This window comes from Maribacter sp. Asnod1-A12 (genome assembly GCF_045063735.1).
Taxonomy (GTDB): domain Bacteria; phylum Bacteroidota; class Bacteroidia; order Flavobacteriales; family Flavobacteriaceae; genus Maribacter.
Genome location: NZ_JBEFNZ010000006.1, coordinates 997,082 through 1,015,812, shown reverse-complemented (window position 1 = coordinate 1,015,812; position 18,731 = coordinate 997,082). Strand labels below are relative to the sequence as shown.

Below are 18,731 nucleotides of genomic sequence, written 5' to 3'. Positions count from 1 at the left end.
GTAGGTGTTATTTTAATTGATACTCAGGTTGTCTAGCTAAATACTGAAAAAGGAGGTATACTTGAAACGGACCTTGTTGCCAAGTACCCAATGTCCAAGATTCTTGATTACCACCTTCGTAGTAGACATCTTCTACATCACTTCTAAATATGGTAAAAGCTTTGGCATATTCCTCCTCATTTAGAAGTCCTTTTGTGAGTATGAAATCTATTATTAGTCTGGCAACTTCATCAGGATTTGAGCTTGTTAAACCTACGTTACCTGATATTTCCAGTCCGAAGGTTCTAAATTGCTCATTATCGGCCATATAGAATTCTTCTAATATACTTTCAATAGTGAGCCAACGTCCAATCATAAAGTTGGTGTTTATCCAAGATCTGTCTCTTTGCCAACCAGCGACATCAAATGGTTCAAATATTTCTTGACTAAGTAGCGTGCTATAGTTGACCATTTCAGCAACATTCGTATCAGTATAGCTAAAGCCCGATTCGTTTAATGTGTTAAAATAGAAATCTACAGGACTCTTTATAATTACACCAATAGCTTCATCATCGAAAAAGTGTTGACTCTTAAATAAAAGTCGTAATACAGGTGCCAATTCAAAATCATTGGACACAAAAGCTGCAGCCATACCATCGATAATGGTTTGTGCATTGTTTGCTTCATCTTTAGAATCTGGATGAACAAAAAATTCATATAATTTACGACAAATGAATTCTGCAATTTCGGGTGCTCTTTGTTCGAAGAGAATGTTAATAACATCATCGTACCCCCAGTTACCTGTTTGCCCTAAAATTGTTTTAGTACTTTCATCATGTTTGGTGGCATCAAAGATAACAGCTGAACAACCAACTTCTCCACGTTCTACATAACCACTAAGAGCTTTAGCAGTTTCTATAATATCCTCTTCCGTATATCCATTACCTTCACCTAAAGTAAAAAGCTCATATAATTCACGAGCATAATTTTCATTAGGATTGTTACCGTTATTATAAACGCCATCTAAATAGTATAACATGGCATTGGTGAGTCCAATTTCACTGGTAAAAGTTTTAAAATTGCCTATAGAATGCCTTTGTAGGCAATCTATATATTCATATAAATATGAATTACAATTATATACCTCTAATTCTGTCACGAAATGATTACTCCAAAAGAAACTTAATCGATCTCTTAAATTGTTATTTAGTAAACTATTGGCATAGGCCAATTGAAACTCAGATTTTTGTTCTCTTTTTAATTGATTGCTTTCATCACTATCTTCAGGGTAATTGTCATTGTTCCAATTTGACCATATAGGTGTGGGAATTTCTGGCATATTCAATGCTTCATCTACCATACTATCGACCAATGCGGCTGCAGATTGACCCGTTGCTTGGTTAATTGTGGCGACAGAGGCACTAAATCCTAATCGTCTGTATAAATGAGCTGCTCTAAGCTGATCTAAGTTAGCTGTATATGGAGCAAGAGTAGAAGTATTACAATTAATGAAATATTCCATATTCTTAAATAGGCATTTGTATTACGTTCGTAGAGTTGGGGCTTCTAAGCTAAACGTATCGAAATTTGGTATAGTATTTTTAACTATCTATTTTCGATAATCAGATGTCAAATAACGAGATTAATTGGTAAAATGACGATGAAATTCCAATTTTTTCGATGAATTACACAATTTAGTAAGTATGTTATGGGTAAACACAATGAATTTGGAAAAGAAGGGGAGCAGATAGCAGTAGATTATCTTAAAAAGAAAGGATACGCTATCAACTATAAAAATTATAGATATCTTAAAGCTGAAATAGATATTATCGCAAGAAAAGAAGATACTTTAGCTATCGTTGAGGTGCGTTCTAGAAGTTCAGATTTCATAGAGAACATTGCCGAGACGGTTACACCTAAAAAAATTAAGCTTTTGGTTATGGCTGCTGACCACTATGTAACCGTTAATAATCTTGATGTAGAAGTGCGGTTTGACATCATTACAATACTTAAGAATAAGAACAAATTTGAGCTAGAACATTTAGAATCTGCCTTTTATCATTTCTAAGTATTCTACTAAATCAGTAGATTTATTAAAAAACATTTTGTTTTATTTATAACAAGTTGTTATATTTGCACAACAACCATACAGTAAAATGAAAACAATATCATCAGTCGTTGAAGAGTACATCAAGAAAAAGCCATTTTTACAAAGTGCTCTTGCACAAGGTATCATCAATCTTACATCACTATCTAGAATAGTAAAACCAGAGATTGAACATGAATTAGGTAAAGACATACGTAATGGCGCAATTGTTATGGCTTTGAAACGTCTTTCTGACGACCTAGAATTTAGGGCAACACACAAAATTCTAAAAGTGTTGAAGAATATCGGTGAAATAACCGTTCGTTCTTCTTTAACGGATTATACTTTTTTAGCTTCTGATAAAATATTGGTACACCAAGCAAAGTTGCTAGAGGAAATAAATAATAATCAAGATGTCTTTTATACTTCTAGTCGCGGTGTTAATGAAATCAATATTGTAATCAGTAATTTAATGGATAAAACAGTTGAAAGACTGTTTAAAGATGAAAAGTGTACTCAAAAAGCTGAGGATCTTTCTTCGATTACAGTAAAATTACCGGCTGAAAATGTATCTGTTCCAGGAATTTACTACTTTATCTTTCAACGATTAGCTTGGGAGGGTATAGTTCTTTATGAGGTAATCTCAACAACAAACGAGTTTACCATATTAGTAAATGATGAGCAGGTAGATATGGCGTTTAAGACCATAAAGGATTTAAAATCTCTTTAATTTTCTAAAAATTCTATTACTTCTTTATCAGATTCTGGCTTAGCTAAAAATCGTTTTTCACTATCCAATATAAAATAGGTAGGTGTACTTTGAATGCCAAAAGTTTGCGCATAATCACTTTCCCATCTACCTAATGCTATGGCATGATTGAACCTTGGTAAAGTTGCAGAGACTTCTTTCCAATTAACATCATCATCTTCTAGTCCTACAGCTATAATTTTTAGATTTTCATAACCTTCTATTTCTTTATGCAATGCTGGAAGCTCTTTTAGGCAGTGCGAACACGTACTGCTCCAAAATACGAGCAGATAATTATCTGCTTTTTCCATATTTAAAAGTGAATGCTTCTTACCATTTACTTCCCAAGTAATATCAGGTGATATAGCGCCTGTTCTTAATCTTGAAGCCATTTCAATTTCATCCACCAATTTTTGATTGTTATTGGCAATTGCTAATTTTTTTAAATGATTTTTAAATATGGTGTCTTGTACAGTTGCCATTCCATTTATTTCTGCGACTTCCCACAATTGATGAAATGCTTTTTCTTGAAAGCCAATAGGTGTTGTCGCTATTAACCCAGCTATTGTTTTTATGTTTTTATTGACTTCTACCTCAAATTCGTCTTTTGTAGTAATACTTAACGGAAGTGCTGAAAAGGCATAACTGGCAAACTTATCCGTTAATAAATTTGAGGATTGTAATAAAGGGTCGTTTATAGTTAAATGATCAAAATGATGCTGTTTCTTATTTTTTAAAAAAGTTTCTAAGTTTTCAAATTTTGTTGGAATATAGCCTCTATTTGCTTTAATGAATTTATGTGCAATGGTGTTTGCATGTTTTTCTTCAAAAGTCGTTTGTATTGTACTTAGCTCATCAATTATATTGGTGTATTCTTGTTGAGAGTCTCCGCCTGATTCATAATATTCTAAAAGATCATCTTGAGCCACGGTTATTTTTTTAAAATACTCATGGTACCATTTATTTTCTTCTGAGTTTGTAATTGTTAATCCATCTTTAAGATTGAAATTAAATTTTACATCTTCCTTTTTATTGTAAATAACATCTATATAAAATTCATCTTGTGGTACTGCATAAACCAATCTATATATGCCAGCTTGTGCGGTTGTGGGCATTTCTAATATAAAAGACCCATCTCTTATAGCTGTATCTACACTATAACGTTCGCCGTTTGGAGTAAGTTCATACGCAATTAACCATTTGAAATCTTTTGGAGGCGAAAAATTTCCTGATATGGAGCCTTGTGCTTGAATGCTAAAAGATATACAGATTAGGTAAAAACTGAGAAGAAATTTCATGACTATATAAAAACAATTATTAGACCAACTAGTAAAGAAAAACACTGAAAATTATACTATTCTATTTTTGAATCGTATTATTCATTGGTGTTGTAGTAAAGAATATCACTATTAAAGTCAATAAAAGTAATAATCAAGAAGCAATTGTGTACCTATATTTTGAAAAGCTTATGAAAATTCTTTCTCAATTTCCATATGAGCCAGGGCTTCAGTAATTTTAATTAGCTCCTTTTCATGAACAAAGCCATCTGATTTAGCTACTTCATCTAAAAGTTTAGCTAGTTTTTTCTTTTTAGGTAAAGACATTAAGCTTAATGTCTTATAAGCCTGATCTTTATTTAGATTTCTTGCTTGACCTACAAAAAAACTATCAAACGTAAAGCGGTCCATTAATTGTGTAAGATATCGCATTTCTGCGGGGTCTACTTTGCTATCTGCTAGAATAACATAATCAACCATTTTTACAACGGCTAATTTCTCTATTTCTGTAAATTCTATCATTTGTTAAATTACTCAGTTTCTTCTCCTAAACCAATATTAATGAAGGTTTCAATAATAAGCTCCATTTCTTTTTTATGAATAGCCCCATCAGCCATTGCAACTTCATCGAGAATTTCTGCTAAGGCTTTTTTTCTTTCGTGAGGCAGGTTGTATAGTGTAATTAATGCATTATCATAATCAAGCAATTTTGCCCTTTCTAAAAATGCGTCGTTAAAGCCAATGCTATTTTTTAGTTTGTTCAACACTTCTAATTCACCAGGATGAATTTTGCCGTCTGCTTCTATTACTTCATAAATCATCTTAACAAAGGCTGCTTTTACAAACTCTTGAAACTCCATGTGTTTTATTTTGGAGTCGAAAGATAAGCAAAACAGGGCTATATTTTATTATCTCGAGGTAAGGAGTTTTATAATAATCTTAAAAAATTATTAGTAGTAATCGTTAATTTAAAATATGAATTGTAATATCGAATTTTATCTCTTTTAGGTTTATTTGATATTAAAAGAAGTGCTTTTTTATAGCTTAAAAAATAGTTTTATCTAAATCAAATTATAAGTGCGTTTGTAATGATGATAATCTAATTAACGACTTATGCTTTTTTTGATACCCCAATTTCTGAGAAAACGTGACGTATAATTTCATTTTCTTTTTCATGAAAATGACCATCTGAAATAGCTACATCTTCTAAAATTTTAGCTAATGAACTTTTTTTACTTACTGACATGTTCTTTAAAATTTTGACACTTTGTTCCAAGTCGATGTTACGTGCCTGGATAAGAAAATTACTATCAAAATCAATAATTGTCATTAATTTAGTTAACGCATTAATTTCACCTTTGTGAACTTCTCCATCGGCAATAATTACTGAGTCTATTAAGTGTACCATTGCCAACTTTTCTGATATATCAAATTCCATTATGCAGTTGTTTTTTCTTTAATTTCAAAAGGCTTTAATGCTAAAAAGGCCCTGTCTATAGAACGTATGTTTTCAAATACTAACAATAACCGTAAACCGTTACGGGTCTTTTTTTCTTTAATTTTACATTGCTTTGCATGTGACTGTACGTATTGTAAAACTCTTGTAAATGTGGCAGTTTGATAAAATGCCGATTGTTGGTCGCTTATAAAGTACCCAATCATTTTACCCTGTTTCATTACTATTTTCTCTAGACCTATACTATTTGCTATCCATTTTATGCGAACTGAGTTTAATAAATCTTGAGCTTCATCTGGTAATTCGCCAAAACGATCTACTAATTGTGCTTCAAACTTTTGGAGCGCTTCTTCATTTTTTATTTGGTTTAGATCGGTGTATAAGGTAAGCCTTTCTGTTATATTATTAATGTAATCATCTGGGAAGAGCAATTCAAAGTCAGAATCTATCTGTGTTTCCTTTACAAAGACCTTCTCATGTTTGCCTTCCACTTCTTCATACAGGTCCTTAAATTCATTTTCTTTTAACTCATCTATGGCTTCGGCTAGTATTTTTTGATACGTTTCAAACCCAATTTCATTGATGAATCCGCTTTGTTCACCACCTAAAAGATCTCCGGCACCACGAATCTCTAAATCTTTCATAGCGATATTGAATCCACTACCTAGTTCTGTAAATTGCTCTAGAGCCTCTATACGTTTACGAGCATCTGTGGTCATTACTTCGTGAGGCGGAGTAATAAAATAGCAAAATGCTTTTTTATTACCACGACCGACACGACCACGCATTTGGTGCAGATCACTCAGCCCGAAATTGTTGGCATTGTTTATGAAAATAGTATTCGCATTGGTAACATCCAGTCCACTTTCTATAATGGTGGTTGAAACTAGAACATCAAACTCGCTATTCATAAAGCCAAGCATTAAAGCTTCTAGTTTTTTACCTTCCATTTGACCGTGACCAATACCTACTTTGGCATCTGGCACCAATCTTTGAATCATACCGGCAACTTCCTTAATATTTTCAATACGATTGTGAATAAAGAAAACCTGACCGCCACGTTCAATTTCATAACTGACCGCATCTCTTATGACTTCTTCATTAAAACGTACTACCTGACTTTCTATAGGGTATCTATTTGGTGGGGCAGTAGTAATTGTAGAAAGGTCACGAGCCGCCATTAAACTGAATTGGAGGGTTCTTGGTATAGGTGTTGCCGTTAAGGTCAATACATCCACATTTTCTTTAATGGACTTTAATTTGTCTTTTACCGCAACCCCAAATTTTTGTTCCTCATCAACAATTAAAAGTCCAAGATCTTTGAACTTAACATTTTTATTGACCAATTGATGGGTGCCAATAATAATATCGACTTTACCTTCACTTAATCGCTGTATGGTGTCTTTTTTCTCTTTTGCCGTTCTAAATCTGTTCAGATAATCTACCGTTACCGGCATGTCCTTTAATCGCTCGGCAAAAGTACGATGGTGCTGAAATGCCAATATGGTTGTAGGTACTAAAACTGCTACTTGCTTACCGTTGTCTACAGCTTTAAATGCTGCACGAATGGCAATCTCTGTTTTTCCAAAACCTACATCGCCACATATTAAACGATCCATTGGTCGCTCGCTTTCCATATCTCTTTTTACATCTTCGGTAGCGGTACTTTGATCTGGGGTGTCCTCATAAATAAAAGAAGCCTCTAGTTCATTTTGTAAGTAACTGTCCGGACTATATTGAAAACCTTTTTCCAGTCTACGTTTTGCGTAAATTTTAATAAGGTTAAAGGCAATTTTTTTGACGCGTGACTTGGTCTTGTCCTTAATTTTCTTCCACGCACCTGAGCCCAATTTGTAAATTTTTGGTGGTGCACCATCTTTACCATTGAACTTGGAAATTTTGTGTAATGAATGTATGCTTACATACAGAATATCACGTTCGCCATACATTAATTTTATGGCTTCTTGCTTTTTACCTTCAACGTCTATCTTTTGTAAGCCGCCAAATTTACCTATACCGTGATCAATGTGGGTAACGTAATCACCAATTTCAAGCTTGTTTAGCTCTTTTAAAGTTATGGCCTGCTTTTTTGCATAGCCGTTTTTTAAATGGAACTTATGATATCGCTCAAAAATTTGGTGATCGGTATAGCAAACCAATTTTTGGTCATCATCAATAAAACCTTGAAATAACGGAGAAACTATAATTTGGTAGTGAACCTGTTTGTTTACTTCTTCAAAAATGTCATGAAAACGTTTGGCTTGCTGCTCACTGGCACAAAAGATATAATTGGTGTAGCCTTTATCTTTATAACCGTTTAAATTATCGATTAATAAATCGAATTTTTTATTGAAAGATGGTTGAGGTTTTGAATGAAATTCAATTAGGTTGGGAGCGTCGCGCTTGGCATCTTGTGTTAAAAGTGTAAAGCCAGATAATTGCTCGTTAAACTCTTTGCCGCCCATGAACAATTCTTCAGGCTCGGCATGTTTAATGTCTTTTGACAATTTTGTAAAAGCTTCTTTCGCCTTTTCAAAGAAATCATCTAACCTATCAAATAAAAAGTCAGTATTCTTAGCGAAAACTAAGGTGTTAGAGGATACATATGTTAAAAAGCTCTGTCTTTTGTCAATTAGAAATTTATCTGCCATGTTGGGCACAATGGTAATTGACTTTACCTTTTCTTTAGATAGCTGTGTTTCTACGTCAAAAGTTCTAATACTATCAATTTCATCACCAAAAAACTCAATTCTATAGGGTTCGTCATGAGAGAATGAATATACATCTACAATACCCCCACGAACAGAAAACTCACCTGGTTCGGTAATAAAATCGACACGCTTAAATTTATATTCGAATAAAATCTCGTTCAAAAAGTCTAATGAAAGTGTATCCCCCAATTTCATTTTCAGGGTATTCTTATCCAACTCTTTTCTGGTAACTACTTTCTCAAAAAGTGCATCTGGGTAAGTGACTATTACCGCGGGTTTTTTTCTTGAATTTATTCTGTTCAACACCTCTGCACGTAACAGTACATTGGCATTGTCTGTCTCTTCAATTTGATAAGGTCTTCTGTAACTACCTGGGTAAAAAAGAACTTTATCTTCACCAATTAGTCGTTCCAAATCGTTTAAATAATACGCAGCCTCTTCTTTATCATTGAAGATTGCCAAGAACGGGCGATCTTCTGATTGAAAGATGGTTGAAAGAACAAAGGATAACGACGACCCTACAAGACCTTTTAATTGAACGTTTTTAGTGCCTGAATTTTCAGAATCGGAAATAGCGTTTTGCAGTTTCCCTATTTGGGGAGACTGGCTATACCGTTGTTGTATTGAAGAATGACTCAACAGTTTAAGTTTTTGCAAATATACGGATACCTAAGAAATGGATACCACTCATTATTATCACAAATGGGCTACATATTGCCCGTAAAAAGTCGCAAATTGTGTAGTATTATAAAAAGTACTGTTTTATGGATGATAAGGAGTTTGATGTTTTTGTAATAGGAAGCGGAATTGCGGGGCAAACCGTTGCGAAAGCTTGTGTAAAAGCTGGTATGAAAGTAGCAATAGCAGATAACCGTGAGTTTGGTGGTACCTGTGCCAATAGAGGGTGCGATCCAAAGAAAATTTTGCTGGGTGCCATGGAGGCATACGAATTAAGTGAAAATTTAAAAGGAAAGGGAATTAGTAAACCTGCTAAAATCAATTGGAAACAACTGCAAAAATATAAGCGAAATTTTACGATCAATGTTCCCGTTTCTACCGAGCGTATTTTAAAAGAAAAGGGGATAGTTCTATTTCATCAATCCCCGAAATTTATTGACAAAAACAGTCTGTTAGTAGAAGGTAAAAAAATTACTGCAAAAAAGATCGTAATTGCAACGGGACAAATACCAAGAACACTAACAATGCCTGGGGCAAAGCATTTTAAGAATAGCGACGATTTTTTAAACCTAAAAAAGCTACCTTCTAAAGTTGTATTTGTGGGAGCGGGGTATATAGGAATGGAGTTCGCTCACATGGCGGCAAGATCTGGAGCCGAAGTAACTATTATAGATACCGGTAAAAGACCTTTACATGCGTTTGATCAAGATTTAGTTAAAGAGCTTAGAAAATATTCTGAGTCATTAGGTATAAAATTCATTTTTGAAGCAACACCGATTTCTTTGAAAAAGAAGCGAAAATTACGTACGTTGACGTATAAAATTAAAGGTGTAGAAAAGACGATAGAAGCTAATGTATTTTATAATACTGCCGGTCGTGTACCAGCATTAGCGGCTTTAGATCTTGAAAAAGGCAATGTTGATTTTAGTGATAAAGGTGTTGAAACAAATAGCTTTTTGCAAAGTAAAAGTAACCCTAATGTATATGCTTGTGGAGATGTATCTGATAAGAATTTACCGCTAACTCCGCTCTCGGGTAGACAAGGTTATGTGGTGGCTGAAAATATTTTAAACGGGAATAAGAAGGAATTGGAAGTTCCAGTGATACCGTCAGTGGTATTTACATTGCCTAATTTGGCAACCGTAGGTTATTCTGAAGATGAGGCAAGAGCTAGATATAAAAATGTACATGTCAAATTTGATATAGCGACAGATTGGTTCAATGCCAAAAGGATAAACACACCTTTATACGCCTATAAAGTTATTTTGAATGCACGTACCAATGAGATTGTTGGTGCACATCTATTAGGACCAGATGCCGGTGAGACAATAAATATCTTTACCATGGCAATAAATAATGGAATGACGGATAGTGATATAAAGTCCACTATTTTCTCATATCCTTCTTGGGTAAATGATATAAAAAGTATGGTCTAGGATTTGTCTTTTAAACGCTCTTGAAATTTTTTGAACGGACTAGTTTTGTGGTTTTTTATTCCATGTGCTGCAATAGTGGTAAAAAGAATAATAGCACCTGCCATTGCTGAATAGGCAATGTACAAATTAGAGCCATTATGTCTTACAAAAATGGCTGCCAATGCCCAAACGCCAACAAGGGCAAATTCTCTCATGTTTCTTTTCCATATCATTAATAAATTAATGACTGTGGCTGCTACTATCATATTTATCGTCCAGGCTTGTTCAGATAAAATACCCCCGTTCCAATCTAGCTTGCTTAAATATGCTGATATATTGGCAATGGTGGCAACAGATATCCATCCACTATAAAAACAAATAGGCCACCAAACAAAAGCCAATACTTCTATAGGTGCATCCCATCTTTCCATATTTGTGTTCAGAATAATTTTTATGAGCGAAAGCAGTATACCTAACATAATTATAACTGAAAGTCCTGTGTAATTGTACATAAATGCAATTACCCAGCAACAGTTTAAAACATTCGCTAAGACAAACCAGTAACCTGTTTGTTCAATAAAATCACTTGATTTATCACTGAAAAAAGCTCTTTTTACTTGAAAAATACCATATGCCAGTAGGCTCAAAAATATAACACCCCAAATGGCGAAAGCATATCCTGCAGGAGTAAACAAGTTAGCGTACTTGGCGCTCATTTCACCTATTGTGGTATCGTTTAAAGAAAATGCCTGTGAAATGTAATTCACTAGAATGACCAAAATAACGGAGACTAAGTTGAGAACGGATAGCTTCTTTTTCATAATGTAAAACTATAGCGGTTATCTTATAAAGTTATGCTCTTTAGCACATTAAACGGACTATTTTCGGTATTTACGCTTCTTTTTCACCTCTTTTATAGGAACAGGTAGTACTGCATCGCCTAAAAGGGCATAGACTTCACAACCATCAGAAGGTTCTAAAGTGTAGGTGCCCGTAAATTCACCAAATGCAGGTACTATCATTTGATGCTCGGTTTTATAAAAACAAGGTAGCCGAACAGATTGCCTACCTAATCCACTTAATTTAATGGCGGGGTGTATGTGTCCCGAAAAATTAAAAAGACCTTCCCGTTCTTCTGGGTGATGGGTCAATAAGAAAGAATCGACTATCAACTCGGGAATTACCTTTATTGATAAAGCTTCATATTTTAAGGGTGATATGATATCATGATTGCCGCTTACAAGAATAATTTCAGCTGATATGGTTTTTACCCATTCTTCAAAAATTGCCCATTCTATATTTAATGAGGAATGGAATAAATCACCTAAAAAAATAATTGTTTTAGGTTTAAAATAGTCTACAACGTCAGTTAAAGCGTCAAAATTTTGCTTTACGGCTTGTTGCGGTACTGCAGCGCCATATTTTCTAAAATGAGAAACCTTGCCTAAATGCACATCGCTGATTAATAGCATTGAATTTTCTGACCAGAACAATGCGCCAGAGAAATGCATTTCAAAAGTTTGATTATGAAGGATGATGGAATGGGTCATTGATGCAAAATTACAAGAAAGTCCGGATTTAAAATTCATTTTGACCTCAAGAACAGAAATTCCCTCTTTGGTGGTTAAGGGGCAAGGTTTTTTATTTCTTCATCAATAGTGCAGCCATCTTTTTAATTCTATCAGCTAATTTTTCGCTTGATAATTTTTCGCGTCCCACACGTTCGGTAATTAAAGGGAAAGAAAATGGCGTGGGTTGATCGCACGCCTTCCAAACGATTTCTTGTGTTGCAATTCGCTCTAAGGACAATCGTAAACGACCTTCTTCTAACTGGTGTTCAAAAGTCTCGGTAAAGGCTTGTTGAAATAACAAATTGTCAGGCTCATAATCTCTAAATACATCGAATAGCAATTGAGAACTGCTTTGTAAATGTTTCATTTTTATTCCCTTTTTAGGGTAGCCGGTAAATACCATACCGCTAATAATGGCAACATCTCTAAACCTGCGGCGCGCCATTTCGGTAGCATTTAAGCTTTTTTGCAAATCATCTAACATATAATCTGTCGTAAAAAGATCATTATCCAATACTTGTTGAATGTCAATGGGCTGGTCTGATAAAAGTTCAAAACCGTAATCATTGAATGCTAATGAAAAAGTAATAGGGGAGAGCAAACTAATGCGATAGCCCAGTAAGCTGCCCATGGCTTCGTGTACAAAGCGACCTTCAAAAGGGTAGAAGAGGTGATGGTAGCCATCGCGAGTTTTAAAGGTTTCAATTAAAAATTCCGAAGGTTTGGGTACAATGCTATCTCTTCGTTGTCGGTCAAAAAGAGGTTTCAATGCCCGTATTTCTGCAGATTGATTTTTTACAGGTTCACCAGAACTATATAATTCGTTTCTAAGTAATTCTGACATTTGAGAGGAAAGGGTTAACCTACTTCCCATCCAACTAGATATCTTATTGGTTTTTTTGTTCGAGTTTTTTACCTGAACGGTCATTTCCTTTATCCGAATGAATTCTAGGTTTCTGCCCGCAAATGTAAATACATCACCTCTATTTAGTTTAGAAATAAAGAACTCTTCAATAGATCCAATGTAGCCTCCTTTTTGGTACTTGACGGATAAATTTACATCACCAACTATAGTCCCTATTTGAAAACGGTGACGCATCGCAACACCTCTATTATTCACCTTGAACTTGCCATCTTCTTCAATTTCTACTTTTTTATACTCGTCATAACTCTGTAAACTCTGGCTGCCCATCACCAAAAAATTCAATAACCATTGCCACTTTTCTTCAGTAAGTGCTTGGTAGCAAAATGTTTGCTTTATTTCTTGATAAATTTTATTAGGATAGAATCCATCAGAAATCGCCAAGGTGGTTAAATACTGCAAGAGCACATCATAACTGTTGAGGTAGGGCATGCGGTCTTCAACGGTATTCTGCTTTACTGCTTTTTGCAATGCCGATGCTTCTATAAGCTCAATCGCATGCGTAGGTAAAAAATAGATAACACTTTCCTTGCCAGGTCTGTGACCGCTACGCCCAGCACGTTGTAAAAAACGGGCAACCCCTTTTGGACCGCCAATTTGAATTACAGTTTCTACGGGAGCAAAATCTACACCCAAGTCTAAACTAGAAGTACACACAACAGCTTTTAACTGTTCATTTCTAATGGCATTTTCTACCCAAACCCGTGTTTCTTTATTTATACTACCATGGTGCATTGCCATTTCACCTGCATATTCAGGATGTTTTTCCAGTATTTTCTGAAACCAAATTTCGCACTGACTTCTAGTATTTGTAAAAAGTAAAGTGGTCTTGCTGTTATTGATAATGGGTACAACATCTTCCAGTAAGTGTAAACCTAAATGCCCACGCCAAGGAAAGGTTTCCATCTTTTTAGGAATGATGCTTTTTACCGTAATCTTTTTATTGATTTTGGCTTTTATAAGAACGGAATTTTCAAGAGTTTGAGATTCAATACCTAGTAGCACATCTCGTGCTTGTTCTAAATTACCTATGGTTGCGGAGATTCCCCAAATGCGTAATTGTGGCGATACATTTTTTAAGCGAGATAGTGCAAGCTCCATTTGTACACCGCGTTTGGTACCAAGAATCTCGTGCCACTCATCAACGACAATTGCCGAGCAATCTTTAAATATTTTCTCGTAGCCTTTAGTGGCGAGTAATAGTTGTAAGCTTTCTGGTGTAGTGATCAGCAAATCTGGCATTTGCTTTTTTTGCTGGGCGCGTTCTTTCGTGGTGGTATCACCAGACCGAATACCAACGGTCATTTGGGTGCCTAAATCCAAGGTAATACGTTCTGCGGATTGTTTAATTTCTTGGGATAACGCACGCAGCGGAGTAATCCAAATAGCCTTTAATCCTTTTTTATGCTTTGTCTTATAATCGGGATTGTTTTTAATGTAATTTAATACGATAGGAAACCACAATGCATAGGTTTTACCACTACCTGTTGGTGCATTTAGGAGTCCGTTTTTACCCTGTAGAAATGCTTTCCAAGTATCTTTTTGAAACTTGAACGGTTTCCAATCTTGTTCTTGAAACCAATTTTCTGCTATATCGTATAACTTCTCTCTATTCATTGCTCGGAATTAATCCCTTCAAATCCTCAAGCGTATTTGCTTCATGAATGTTCTTATCTTTTCGCCATCGTAGCATTCTGGGAAAACGAGTGGCTATTCCGCTTTTATGTCGTTTAGATAATGCGATACCTTCAAAAGCGATTTCGAAGACGTGATGCGGAGTAACACTTCGTACGGGTCCGAACCTCTCCAAGGTATTTTTCTTTATCCATGCATCAAGCTTTCTGAATTCTGCATCTGTTAAACCGGAATAAGCCTTTGCAAAAGTTACCAGTTCTTTTTCTCCTTCCTCGTTGTCTTTCCAAAGGGCAAAAGTATAATCTGTAAAGAGATTGCTGCGCCTTCCATGCCCTCGCATAGCATAGGTAAGTACGGCATCAATAGTTAACGGGTCAACTTTCCATTTCCACCAATCGCCTTTTTTTCGTCCTACCAAATAAGGAGAATCTTTTCTTTTTAGCATCAATCCCTCGCTATGCATTTCACGAGAGCGGTCTCTTTCTTGTGCCAACTCATCCCATGATTTAAAATGCATTGTTTCAGAAATGTGAAGCGGTATTTCGTTTTGGCTACGTTTGGTGATATCGTTAAACATTTTCTCTAAAATCTCTCTACGCTCCATAAAAGGCAATTGTCGAGTATCTTTTCCTTCCCATTCTAAAATGTCATAGGCTTTTAAAATAACAGGCACTTTTTTCATAAGTGCCGCAGTTACATTTTTACGCCCAATACGAGTTTGTAAATCGTTAAATGTTCCAATTGTTCCATTAGGATAAGGAAGAATTTCGCCATCTATAACGGTACCATTGGGAATTACGCTGATAAACTTTTCAAATTCGGGATACTTATCCGTTACCAATTCTTCACCACGGCTCCACACAAAAAGTTCATCATTTCTAAGAATTACTTGAGAGCGGATGCCATCCCATTTATGTTCTGCTGACCAGTCATGAATATCGCCTAAGTCAGAAGCTTCACCTTCTATTGCATAGGCTAAATAAAATGGGTAGGGTTTAGATAGGTAATCACTTTCATTATCTTCAAGTACCAATTGCTGAAAAGATATAGTGTTCGGGTCCCAATTTCCCATGAGTTTATAGGCTAGTATATCTTCATCTATTTCGGTAGCTTTGGCTAATGCCCGGGTCATTAATTTTTGACTTACACCAATTCTGAAACCGCCAGTTATCAATTTTGTAAATACAAAACGTTCATAGTAGTTTAATACTTTCCAGTTTTCATATAAATACGTTTTCTTTTCTTCATCTGTCTTCTTTTTTAAAGCGATCATTTCTTGTAAGAAGACTGTTAAGCTTTTATCTGATGACTGATTTGCTGCAGGAATGACCAATGCTATGGTCTCGGCTAAATCACCTACAATATGATAACTCTCTTCAAATAACCACAGGGGTATATTTGCCAATTCAGATGCCCAAGTTCTTAAAAGAGTGGTGTTGACAGGTCTTGGTGGTCTTCTATGAGATAAAATAGCTATTGTCCATACCTTATCAGCATCGTTGGCTTTTAAAAAGTAATCGGTCAATGCCCGTACCTTAACCGTAGTTTTATTGGTGCTATCTAGAGTCTTTATGAGCTGGGCGAAATTTTTCATATGGCTGTAGTAGATTTTGAAGCCAGTGCGGTTTCGTTTTCTTCTTCACCGTATTGTGTGGCTTCGGTTCGTGCATCATAACCTTGTTCTCGTAAATATTTAGAGAATATATCTGTGTACCCGTGTGTGCAGATAATTTTTTCTGCTCCTGTTGCTTCAATACTTTGTAGAAGCCCTGGCCAATCGCAATGATCACTTAATACAAAACCTTTATCTATGGCTCTTCTTCTGCGAGCTCCTCTAAAGGTCATCCATCCGCTTGCGGAAGCAGTTACATAAGGTACCATTTTTCTAATCCACGTACTGCCATGTGCACTTGGCGGTGCTAATACAATATTGCCCAGTAATTGCTCTTTCTTTGTTTCTTTGGTAATCAAAGTCGTTTTTGGAAAATCTACAAGAGGACGCAATACCTCTGTCATATTTTCAATGGCGCCATGGGTGTAAATTTTACCAATGTCCGTATTTAAATATTTTAATAGACGCTGCGCCTTACCTAAACTATAGCCAAAAAGTATAGAGGTTTTGCCCTCTGCTTTATTTTCTGCCCACCAATTATTGATATTTTCCAATACTTCTGCTTGTGGTGTCCATTTAAATGCCGGTAAACCAAAAGTACATTCGGTAATGAAAGTGTTACATTTTATAGGCTCATACGGAGTGGAAATGCCATCATTTTCGGTTTTATAATCGCCTGTAAACACCCAAACCTCACCTTTATGTTCTACACGTATTTGAGATGAACCAATAATATGACCAGCTGGGTGAAGACTAAAAGTTACATTATTGATAACAAATGTTTCTCCCCATTCTTTTCCTGTAACATTTATTTCACCTAATCTGTGAAGAATAATAGGAACATTTCTATGATGTGTTATATACTTTTTATGACCATATCTACTATGGTCTGCATGACCATGCGATATTATGGCATGGTCAACGGGTTTCCATGGATCAAGATATACTTGTGCCTTTTCGCAATAGATACCATTGCTTGTAAATTGTAATAAAGGAGATTTCATAGCGATAACAAGTTACAACTTTAGGTTGCAAACAAAGTTGATGACAAACGAAACTATGACCTCTAAAAAAATTATATTTGCTCAATAATTAAAAAATAAGATATGTCTTTTGCAGATTTATATAGTAGCGGTGAGCACAGAAGAAACTTAGCTCATTTTGCAGCTTTAGCAACTTTAGCGTCTATTGACGGTGAAATAAGTACCGAAGAAAAAAAATTATTGGATCGTTTCGCTAGTAAATTGGATATTACCGAGTCTGAGTATACAGAGGTATTGAAGAAAGAAAATAAATACCCAATAGATTCTACACCGGATTCTGAGAAAAGGTTAGAACGTTTATATGATCTTTTTAGAATTGTTTATTCTGATCATGAAATTGATGATGAAGAAAGATTACTAATTAAGAAATATGCTATAGGTCTTGGCTTTACAGGTGAAAAAGCTGACACTGTTATAGAGCGCTCTGTTGCAATTTTTGGAGGAAAACTAGATTTTGAAGATTATTTGTATCTGATAAAACACTAAGTTTTTTAGAAAAGAAAAGTAAAAAAGGGAGCGTTTAGCTCCCTTTTTATATTTAATGATATTTATCTAAGAATTCTTGAAGTTTTATAACCATATTTTTGCTCCCGCAAAAGAATGGAACACGTTGATGCAGTTCTGTTGGTTCTATATCCATAATACGATTTTTACCGCCAATTGCTAAACCGTTTGCTTGTTCGGCTAAAAAAGCCATAGGGTTACACTCATAAAGTAACCTTAGTTTTCCACTTTCGGTAACACTGCTTTTTGGGTACATATATATACCACCTTTAATCATGTTTCTATGAAAGTCAGATACTAGAGATCCTATATATCTAGAAGTATAAGGTCTGTCATCTTCTTCCATTTGGCAATACTTGATATAATCTTTTACACCTTGATGAAAATGCACGTAGTTACCTTCATTTACAGAATAGATTCTGCCATTTTCAGGGAATTGCATATTTGGGTGAGATAGATAAAAAGTTCCTAATGCAGGATTTAATGTAAATCCATTTACACCATCACCTGTAGTATATACCAACATGGTTGATGTACCGTAAACTACATAACCTGCCGCAACTTGTTTGTTGCCAGGTTGCAGAAAATCTTCCATAGTTACAGGTGTACCCACTGGAGTTACACGTCTATAGATAGAAAAAATAGTACCTACAGAAACGTTTACATCAATATTAGAAGAACCGTCTAATGGGTCAATCAATACAACATATTTGTTTTGATGGTTATCATCGTTGCTGTTAATACTAATGAAGCTATCTTCTTCTTCAGAGGCAATACCGCATACAATTTCTCTATTTTTTAAAGTTTGAATGAATTTGTCATTTGCGAAAAGATCAAGCTTTTGTTGATCTTCACCTTGAATGTTGGTTTCTCCAACTCCGCCCAGAATATCTATTAATCCGGCTTTGCTAACCTCATGGTTAACAACTTTTGCAGCTAATCTAATAGCATTGATAAGTTTTGATAATTCACCTGAGGAATATTGAAATGAATCTTGATTTTCAATAATAAACTCCCCTAGTGTTTGATTTCTTTTTGGAGACATTTTTTAGTTTATGGTTTATACAAATATCGTGTATTTTGTTAAACGTTCA

Annotated in this window: 16 protein-coding genes; 4 read left to right on the top strand and 12 right to left on the bottom strand. The window is 35.1% G+C overall.

Annotated features, from left to right (window positions below; translation table 11 throughout):
* Nucleotides 1–7: 7 nt before the first annotated feature.
* On the bottom strand, nt 8–1,501 hold the full coding sequence (locus tag ACJJVP_RS04195; RefSeq protein WP_405411004.1) for a DUF1800 family protein: 1,494 nt from the start codon (nt 1,499–1,501) through the stop codon (nt 8–10).
* A gap of 186 nt (nt 1,502–1,687) precedes the next feature.
* On the opposite strand from ACJJVP_RS04195, the gene ACJJVP_RS04190 reads away from it, so the two are divergent.
* Nucleotides 1,688–2,047, top strand: a complete 360-nt coding sequence (locus tag ACJJVP_RS04190) for a YraN family protein (RefSeq protein WP_405411001.1) — start codon at nt 1,688–1,690, stop codon at nt 2,045–2,047.
* Nucleotides 2,048–2,135: 88 nt separating this feature from the next.
* Nucleotides 2,136–2,795 (top strand): aspartate kinase, encoded by a 660-nt coding sequence (locus tag ACJJVP_RS04185; RefSeq protein ID WP_405410999.1) that lies wholly within the window; start codon nt 2,136–2,138, stop codon nt 2,793–2,795.
* On the opposite strand, the gene ACJJVP_RS04180 is transcribed toward ACJJVP_RS04185, so the two are convergent.
* The 5 genes from ACJJVP_RS04180 to mfd all read right to left on the bottom strand — a co-directional run bounded on the left by ACJJVP_RS04180 (nt 2,792) and on the right by mfd (nt 8,896).
* On the bottom strand, nt 2,792–4,111 hold the full coding sequence (locus ACJJVP_RS04180; protein WP_405410997.1) for a TlpA family protein disulfide reductase: 1,320 nt from the start codon (nt 4,109–4,111) through the stop codon (nt 2,792–2,794). The genes ACJJVP_RS04185 and ACJJVP_RS04180 overlap by 4 nt on opposite strands.
* 168 nt (nt 4,112–4,279) lie before the next feature.
* Nucleotides 4,280–4,612 carry a hypothetical protein gene (locus ACJJVP_RS04175; RefSeq protein ID WP_405410994.1) on the bottom strand — a complete coding sequence of 111 codons (333 nt, stop codon included), beginning with the start codon at nt 4,610–4,612 and terminating at the stop codon, nt 4,280–4,282.
* A gap of 8 nt (nt 4,613–4,620) precedes the next feature.
* The gene (locus ACJJVP_RS04170) at nt 4,621–4,950 is read right to left on the bottom strand and encodes a hypothetical protein (protein WP_405410992.1); all 330 of its coding nucleotides are present in this window, start codon (nt 4,948–4,950) and stop codon (nt 4,621–4,623) included.
* A gap of 251 nt (nt 4,951–5,201) precedes the next feature.
* Complete coding sequence (locus ACJJVP_RS04165; RefSeq protein WP_405410991.1) at nt 5,202–5,528, bottom strand: TerB family tellurite resistance protein; 327 nt, start codon at nt 5,526–5,528, stop codon at nt 5,202–5,204.
* A complete protein-coding gene (mfd, locus tag ACJJVP_RS04160) occupies nt 5,528–8,896 on the bottom strand; it encodes a transcription-repair coupling factor (RefSeq protein WP_405410989.1) in 3,369 nt (1,122 codons plus the stop codon). The genes ACJJVP_RS04165 and mfd overlap by 1 nt, the downstream gene beginning before the upstream one ends.
* Before the next feature lie 125 nt (nt 8,897–9,021).
* Between mfd and ACJJVP_RS04155 the strand changes: the two genes are divergently transcribed.
* Nucleotides 9,022–10,371 (top strand): dihydrolipoyl dehydrogenase family protein, encoded by a 1,350-nt coding sequence (locus ACJJVP_RS04155; protein ID WP_405410988.1) that lies wholly within the window; start codon nt 9,022–9,024, stop codon nt 10,369–10,371.
* Here the strand turns inward: ACJJVP_RS04155 and ACJJVP_RS04150 are convergent.
* The 5 genes from ACJJVP_RS04150 to ACJJVP_RS04130 are packed head-to-tail and all read right to left on the bottom strand — an operon-like array spanning nt 10,368 to nt 17,094.
* On the bottom strand, nt 10,368–11,171 hold the full coding sequence (locus ACJJVP_RS04150) for a tryptophan-rich sensory protein (protein ID WP_405410986.1): 804 nt from the start codon (nt 11,169–11,171) through the stop codon (nt 10,368–10,370). The genes ACJJVP_RS04155 and ACJJVP_RS04150 overlap by 4 nt on opposite strands.
* Nucleotides 11,172–11,228: 57 nt before the next feature.
* On the bottom strand, nt 11,229–11,939 hold the full coding sequence (gene pdeM, locus ACJJVP_RS04145) for a ligase-associated DNA damage response endonuclease PdeM (protein WP_405410985.1): 711 nt from the start codon (nt 11,937–11,939) through the stop codon (nt 11,229–11,231).
* A 52-nt stretch (nt 11,940–11,991) separates the two neighbouring features.
* On the bottom strand, nt 11,992–14,460 hold the full coding sequence (locus ACJJVP_RS04140) for a ligase-associated DNA damage response DEXH box helicase (protein WP_405410983.1): 2,469 nt from the start codon (nt 14,458–14,460) through the stop codon (nt 11,992–11,994).
* Complete coding sequence (locus ACJJVP_RS04135) at nt 14,453–16,072, bottom strand: ATP-dependent DNA ligase (RefSeq protein ID WP_405410982.1); 1,620 nt, start codon at nt 16,070–16,072, stop codon at nt 14,453–14,455. Before ACJJVP_RS04135 ends, ACJJVP_RS04140 begins: the two co-directional genes overlap by 8 nt.
* Nucleotides 16,069–17,094 (bottom strand): ligase-associated DNA damage response exonuclease, encoded by a 1,026-nt coding sequence (locus tag ACJJVP_RS04130; protein ID WP_405410981.1) that lies wholly within the window; start codon nt 17,092–17,094, stop codon nt 16,069–16,071. Before ACJJVP_RS04130 ends, ACJJVP_RS04135 begins: the two co-directional genes overlap by 4 nt.
* Before the next feature lie 102 nt (nt 17,095–17,196).
* Here ACJJVP_RS04130 and ACJJVP_RS04125 point away from each other — a divergent pair, with 102 nt between their 5' ends.
* Nucleotides 17,197–17,619, top strand: a complete 423-nt coding sequence (locus tag ACJJVP_RS04125; protein ID WP_405410980.1) for a TerB family tellurite resistance protein — start codon at nt 17,197–17,199, stop codon at nt 17,617–17,619.
* A gap of 52 nt (nt 17,620–17,671) precedes the next feature.
* On the opposite strand, the gene fbp is transcribed toward ACJJVP_RS04125, so the two are convergent.
* On the bottom strand, nt 17,672–18,682 hold the full coding sequence (gene fbp, locus ACJJVP_RS04120) for a class 1 fructose-bisphosphatase (RefSeq protein ID WP_405410979.1): 1,011 nt from the start codon (nt 18,680–18,682) through the stop codon (nt 17,672–17,674).
* Nucleotides 18,683–18,731: the final 49 nt, after the last annotated feature.

Excerpts from the sequence above, each read along its gene's own strand:
- ACJJVP_RS04195 (WP_405411004.1), bottom strand. The coding sequence starts at position 1,501 with ATGGAATATTTCATTAATTGTAATACTTCTACTCTTGCTCCATATACA.
- ACJJVP_RS04190 (WP_405411001.1), top strand. The coding sequence starts at position 1,688 with ATGGGTAAACACAATGAATTTGGAAAAGAAGGGGAGCAGATAGCAGTA.
- ACJJVP_RS04185 (WP_405410999.1), top strand. The coding sequence starts at position 2,136 with ATGAAAACAATATCATCAGTCGTTGAAGAGTACATCAAGAAAAAGCCA.
- ACJJVP_RS04180 (WP_405410997.1), bottom strand. The coding sequence starts at position 4,111 with ATGAAATTTCTTCTCAGTTTTTACCTAATCTGTATATCTTTTAGCATT.
- ACJJVP_RS04175 (WP_405410994.1), bottom strand. The coding sequence starts at position 4,612 with ATGATAGAATTTACAGAAATAGAGAAATTAGCCGTTGTAAAAATGGTT.
- ACJJVP_RS04170 (WP_405410992.1), bottom strand. The coding sequence starts at position 4,950 with ATGGAGTTTCAAGAGTTTGTAAAAGCAGCCTTTGTTAAGATGATTTAT.
- ACJJVP_RS04165 (WP_405410991.1), bottom strand. The coding sequence starts at position 5,528 with ATGGAATTTGATATATCAGAAAAGTTGGCAATGGTACACTTAATAGAC.
- ACJJVP_RS04155 (WP_405410988.1), top strand. The coding sequence starts at position 9,022 with ATGGATGATAAGGAGTTTGATGTTTTTGTAATAGGAAGCGGAATTGCG.
- ACJJVP_RS04150 (WP_405410986.1), bottom strand. The coding sequence starts at position 11,171 with ATGAAAAAGAAGCTATCCGTTCTCAACTTAGTCTCCGTTATTTTGGTC.
- pdeM (WP_405410985.1), bottom strand. The coding sequence starts at position 11,939 with ATGAATTTTAAATCCGGACTTTCTTGTAATTTTGCATCAATGACCCAT.
- ACJJVP_RS04140 (WP_405410983.1), bottom strand. The coding sequence starts at position 14,460 with ATGAATAGAGAGAAGTTATACGATATAGCAGAAAATTGGTTTCAAGAA.
- ACJJVP_RS04135 (WP_405410982.1), bottom strand. The coding sequence starts at position 16,072 with ATGAAAAATTTCGCCCAGCTCATAAAGACTCTAGATAGCACCAATAAA.
- ACJJVP_RS04130 (WP_405410981.1), bottom strand. The coding sequence starts at position 17,094 with ATGAAATCTCCTTTATTACAATTTACAAGCAATGGTATCTATTGCGAA.
- ACJJVP_RS04125 (WP_405410980.1), top strand. The coding sequence starts at position 17,197 with ATGTCTTTTGCAGATTTATATAGTAGCGGTGAGCACAGAAGAAACTTA.
- fbp (WP_405410979.1), bottom strand. The coding sequence starts at position 18,682 with ATGTCTCCAAAAAGAAATCAAACACTAGGGGAGTTTATTATTGAAAAT.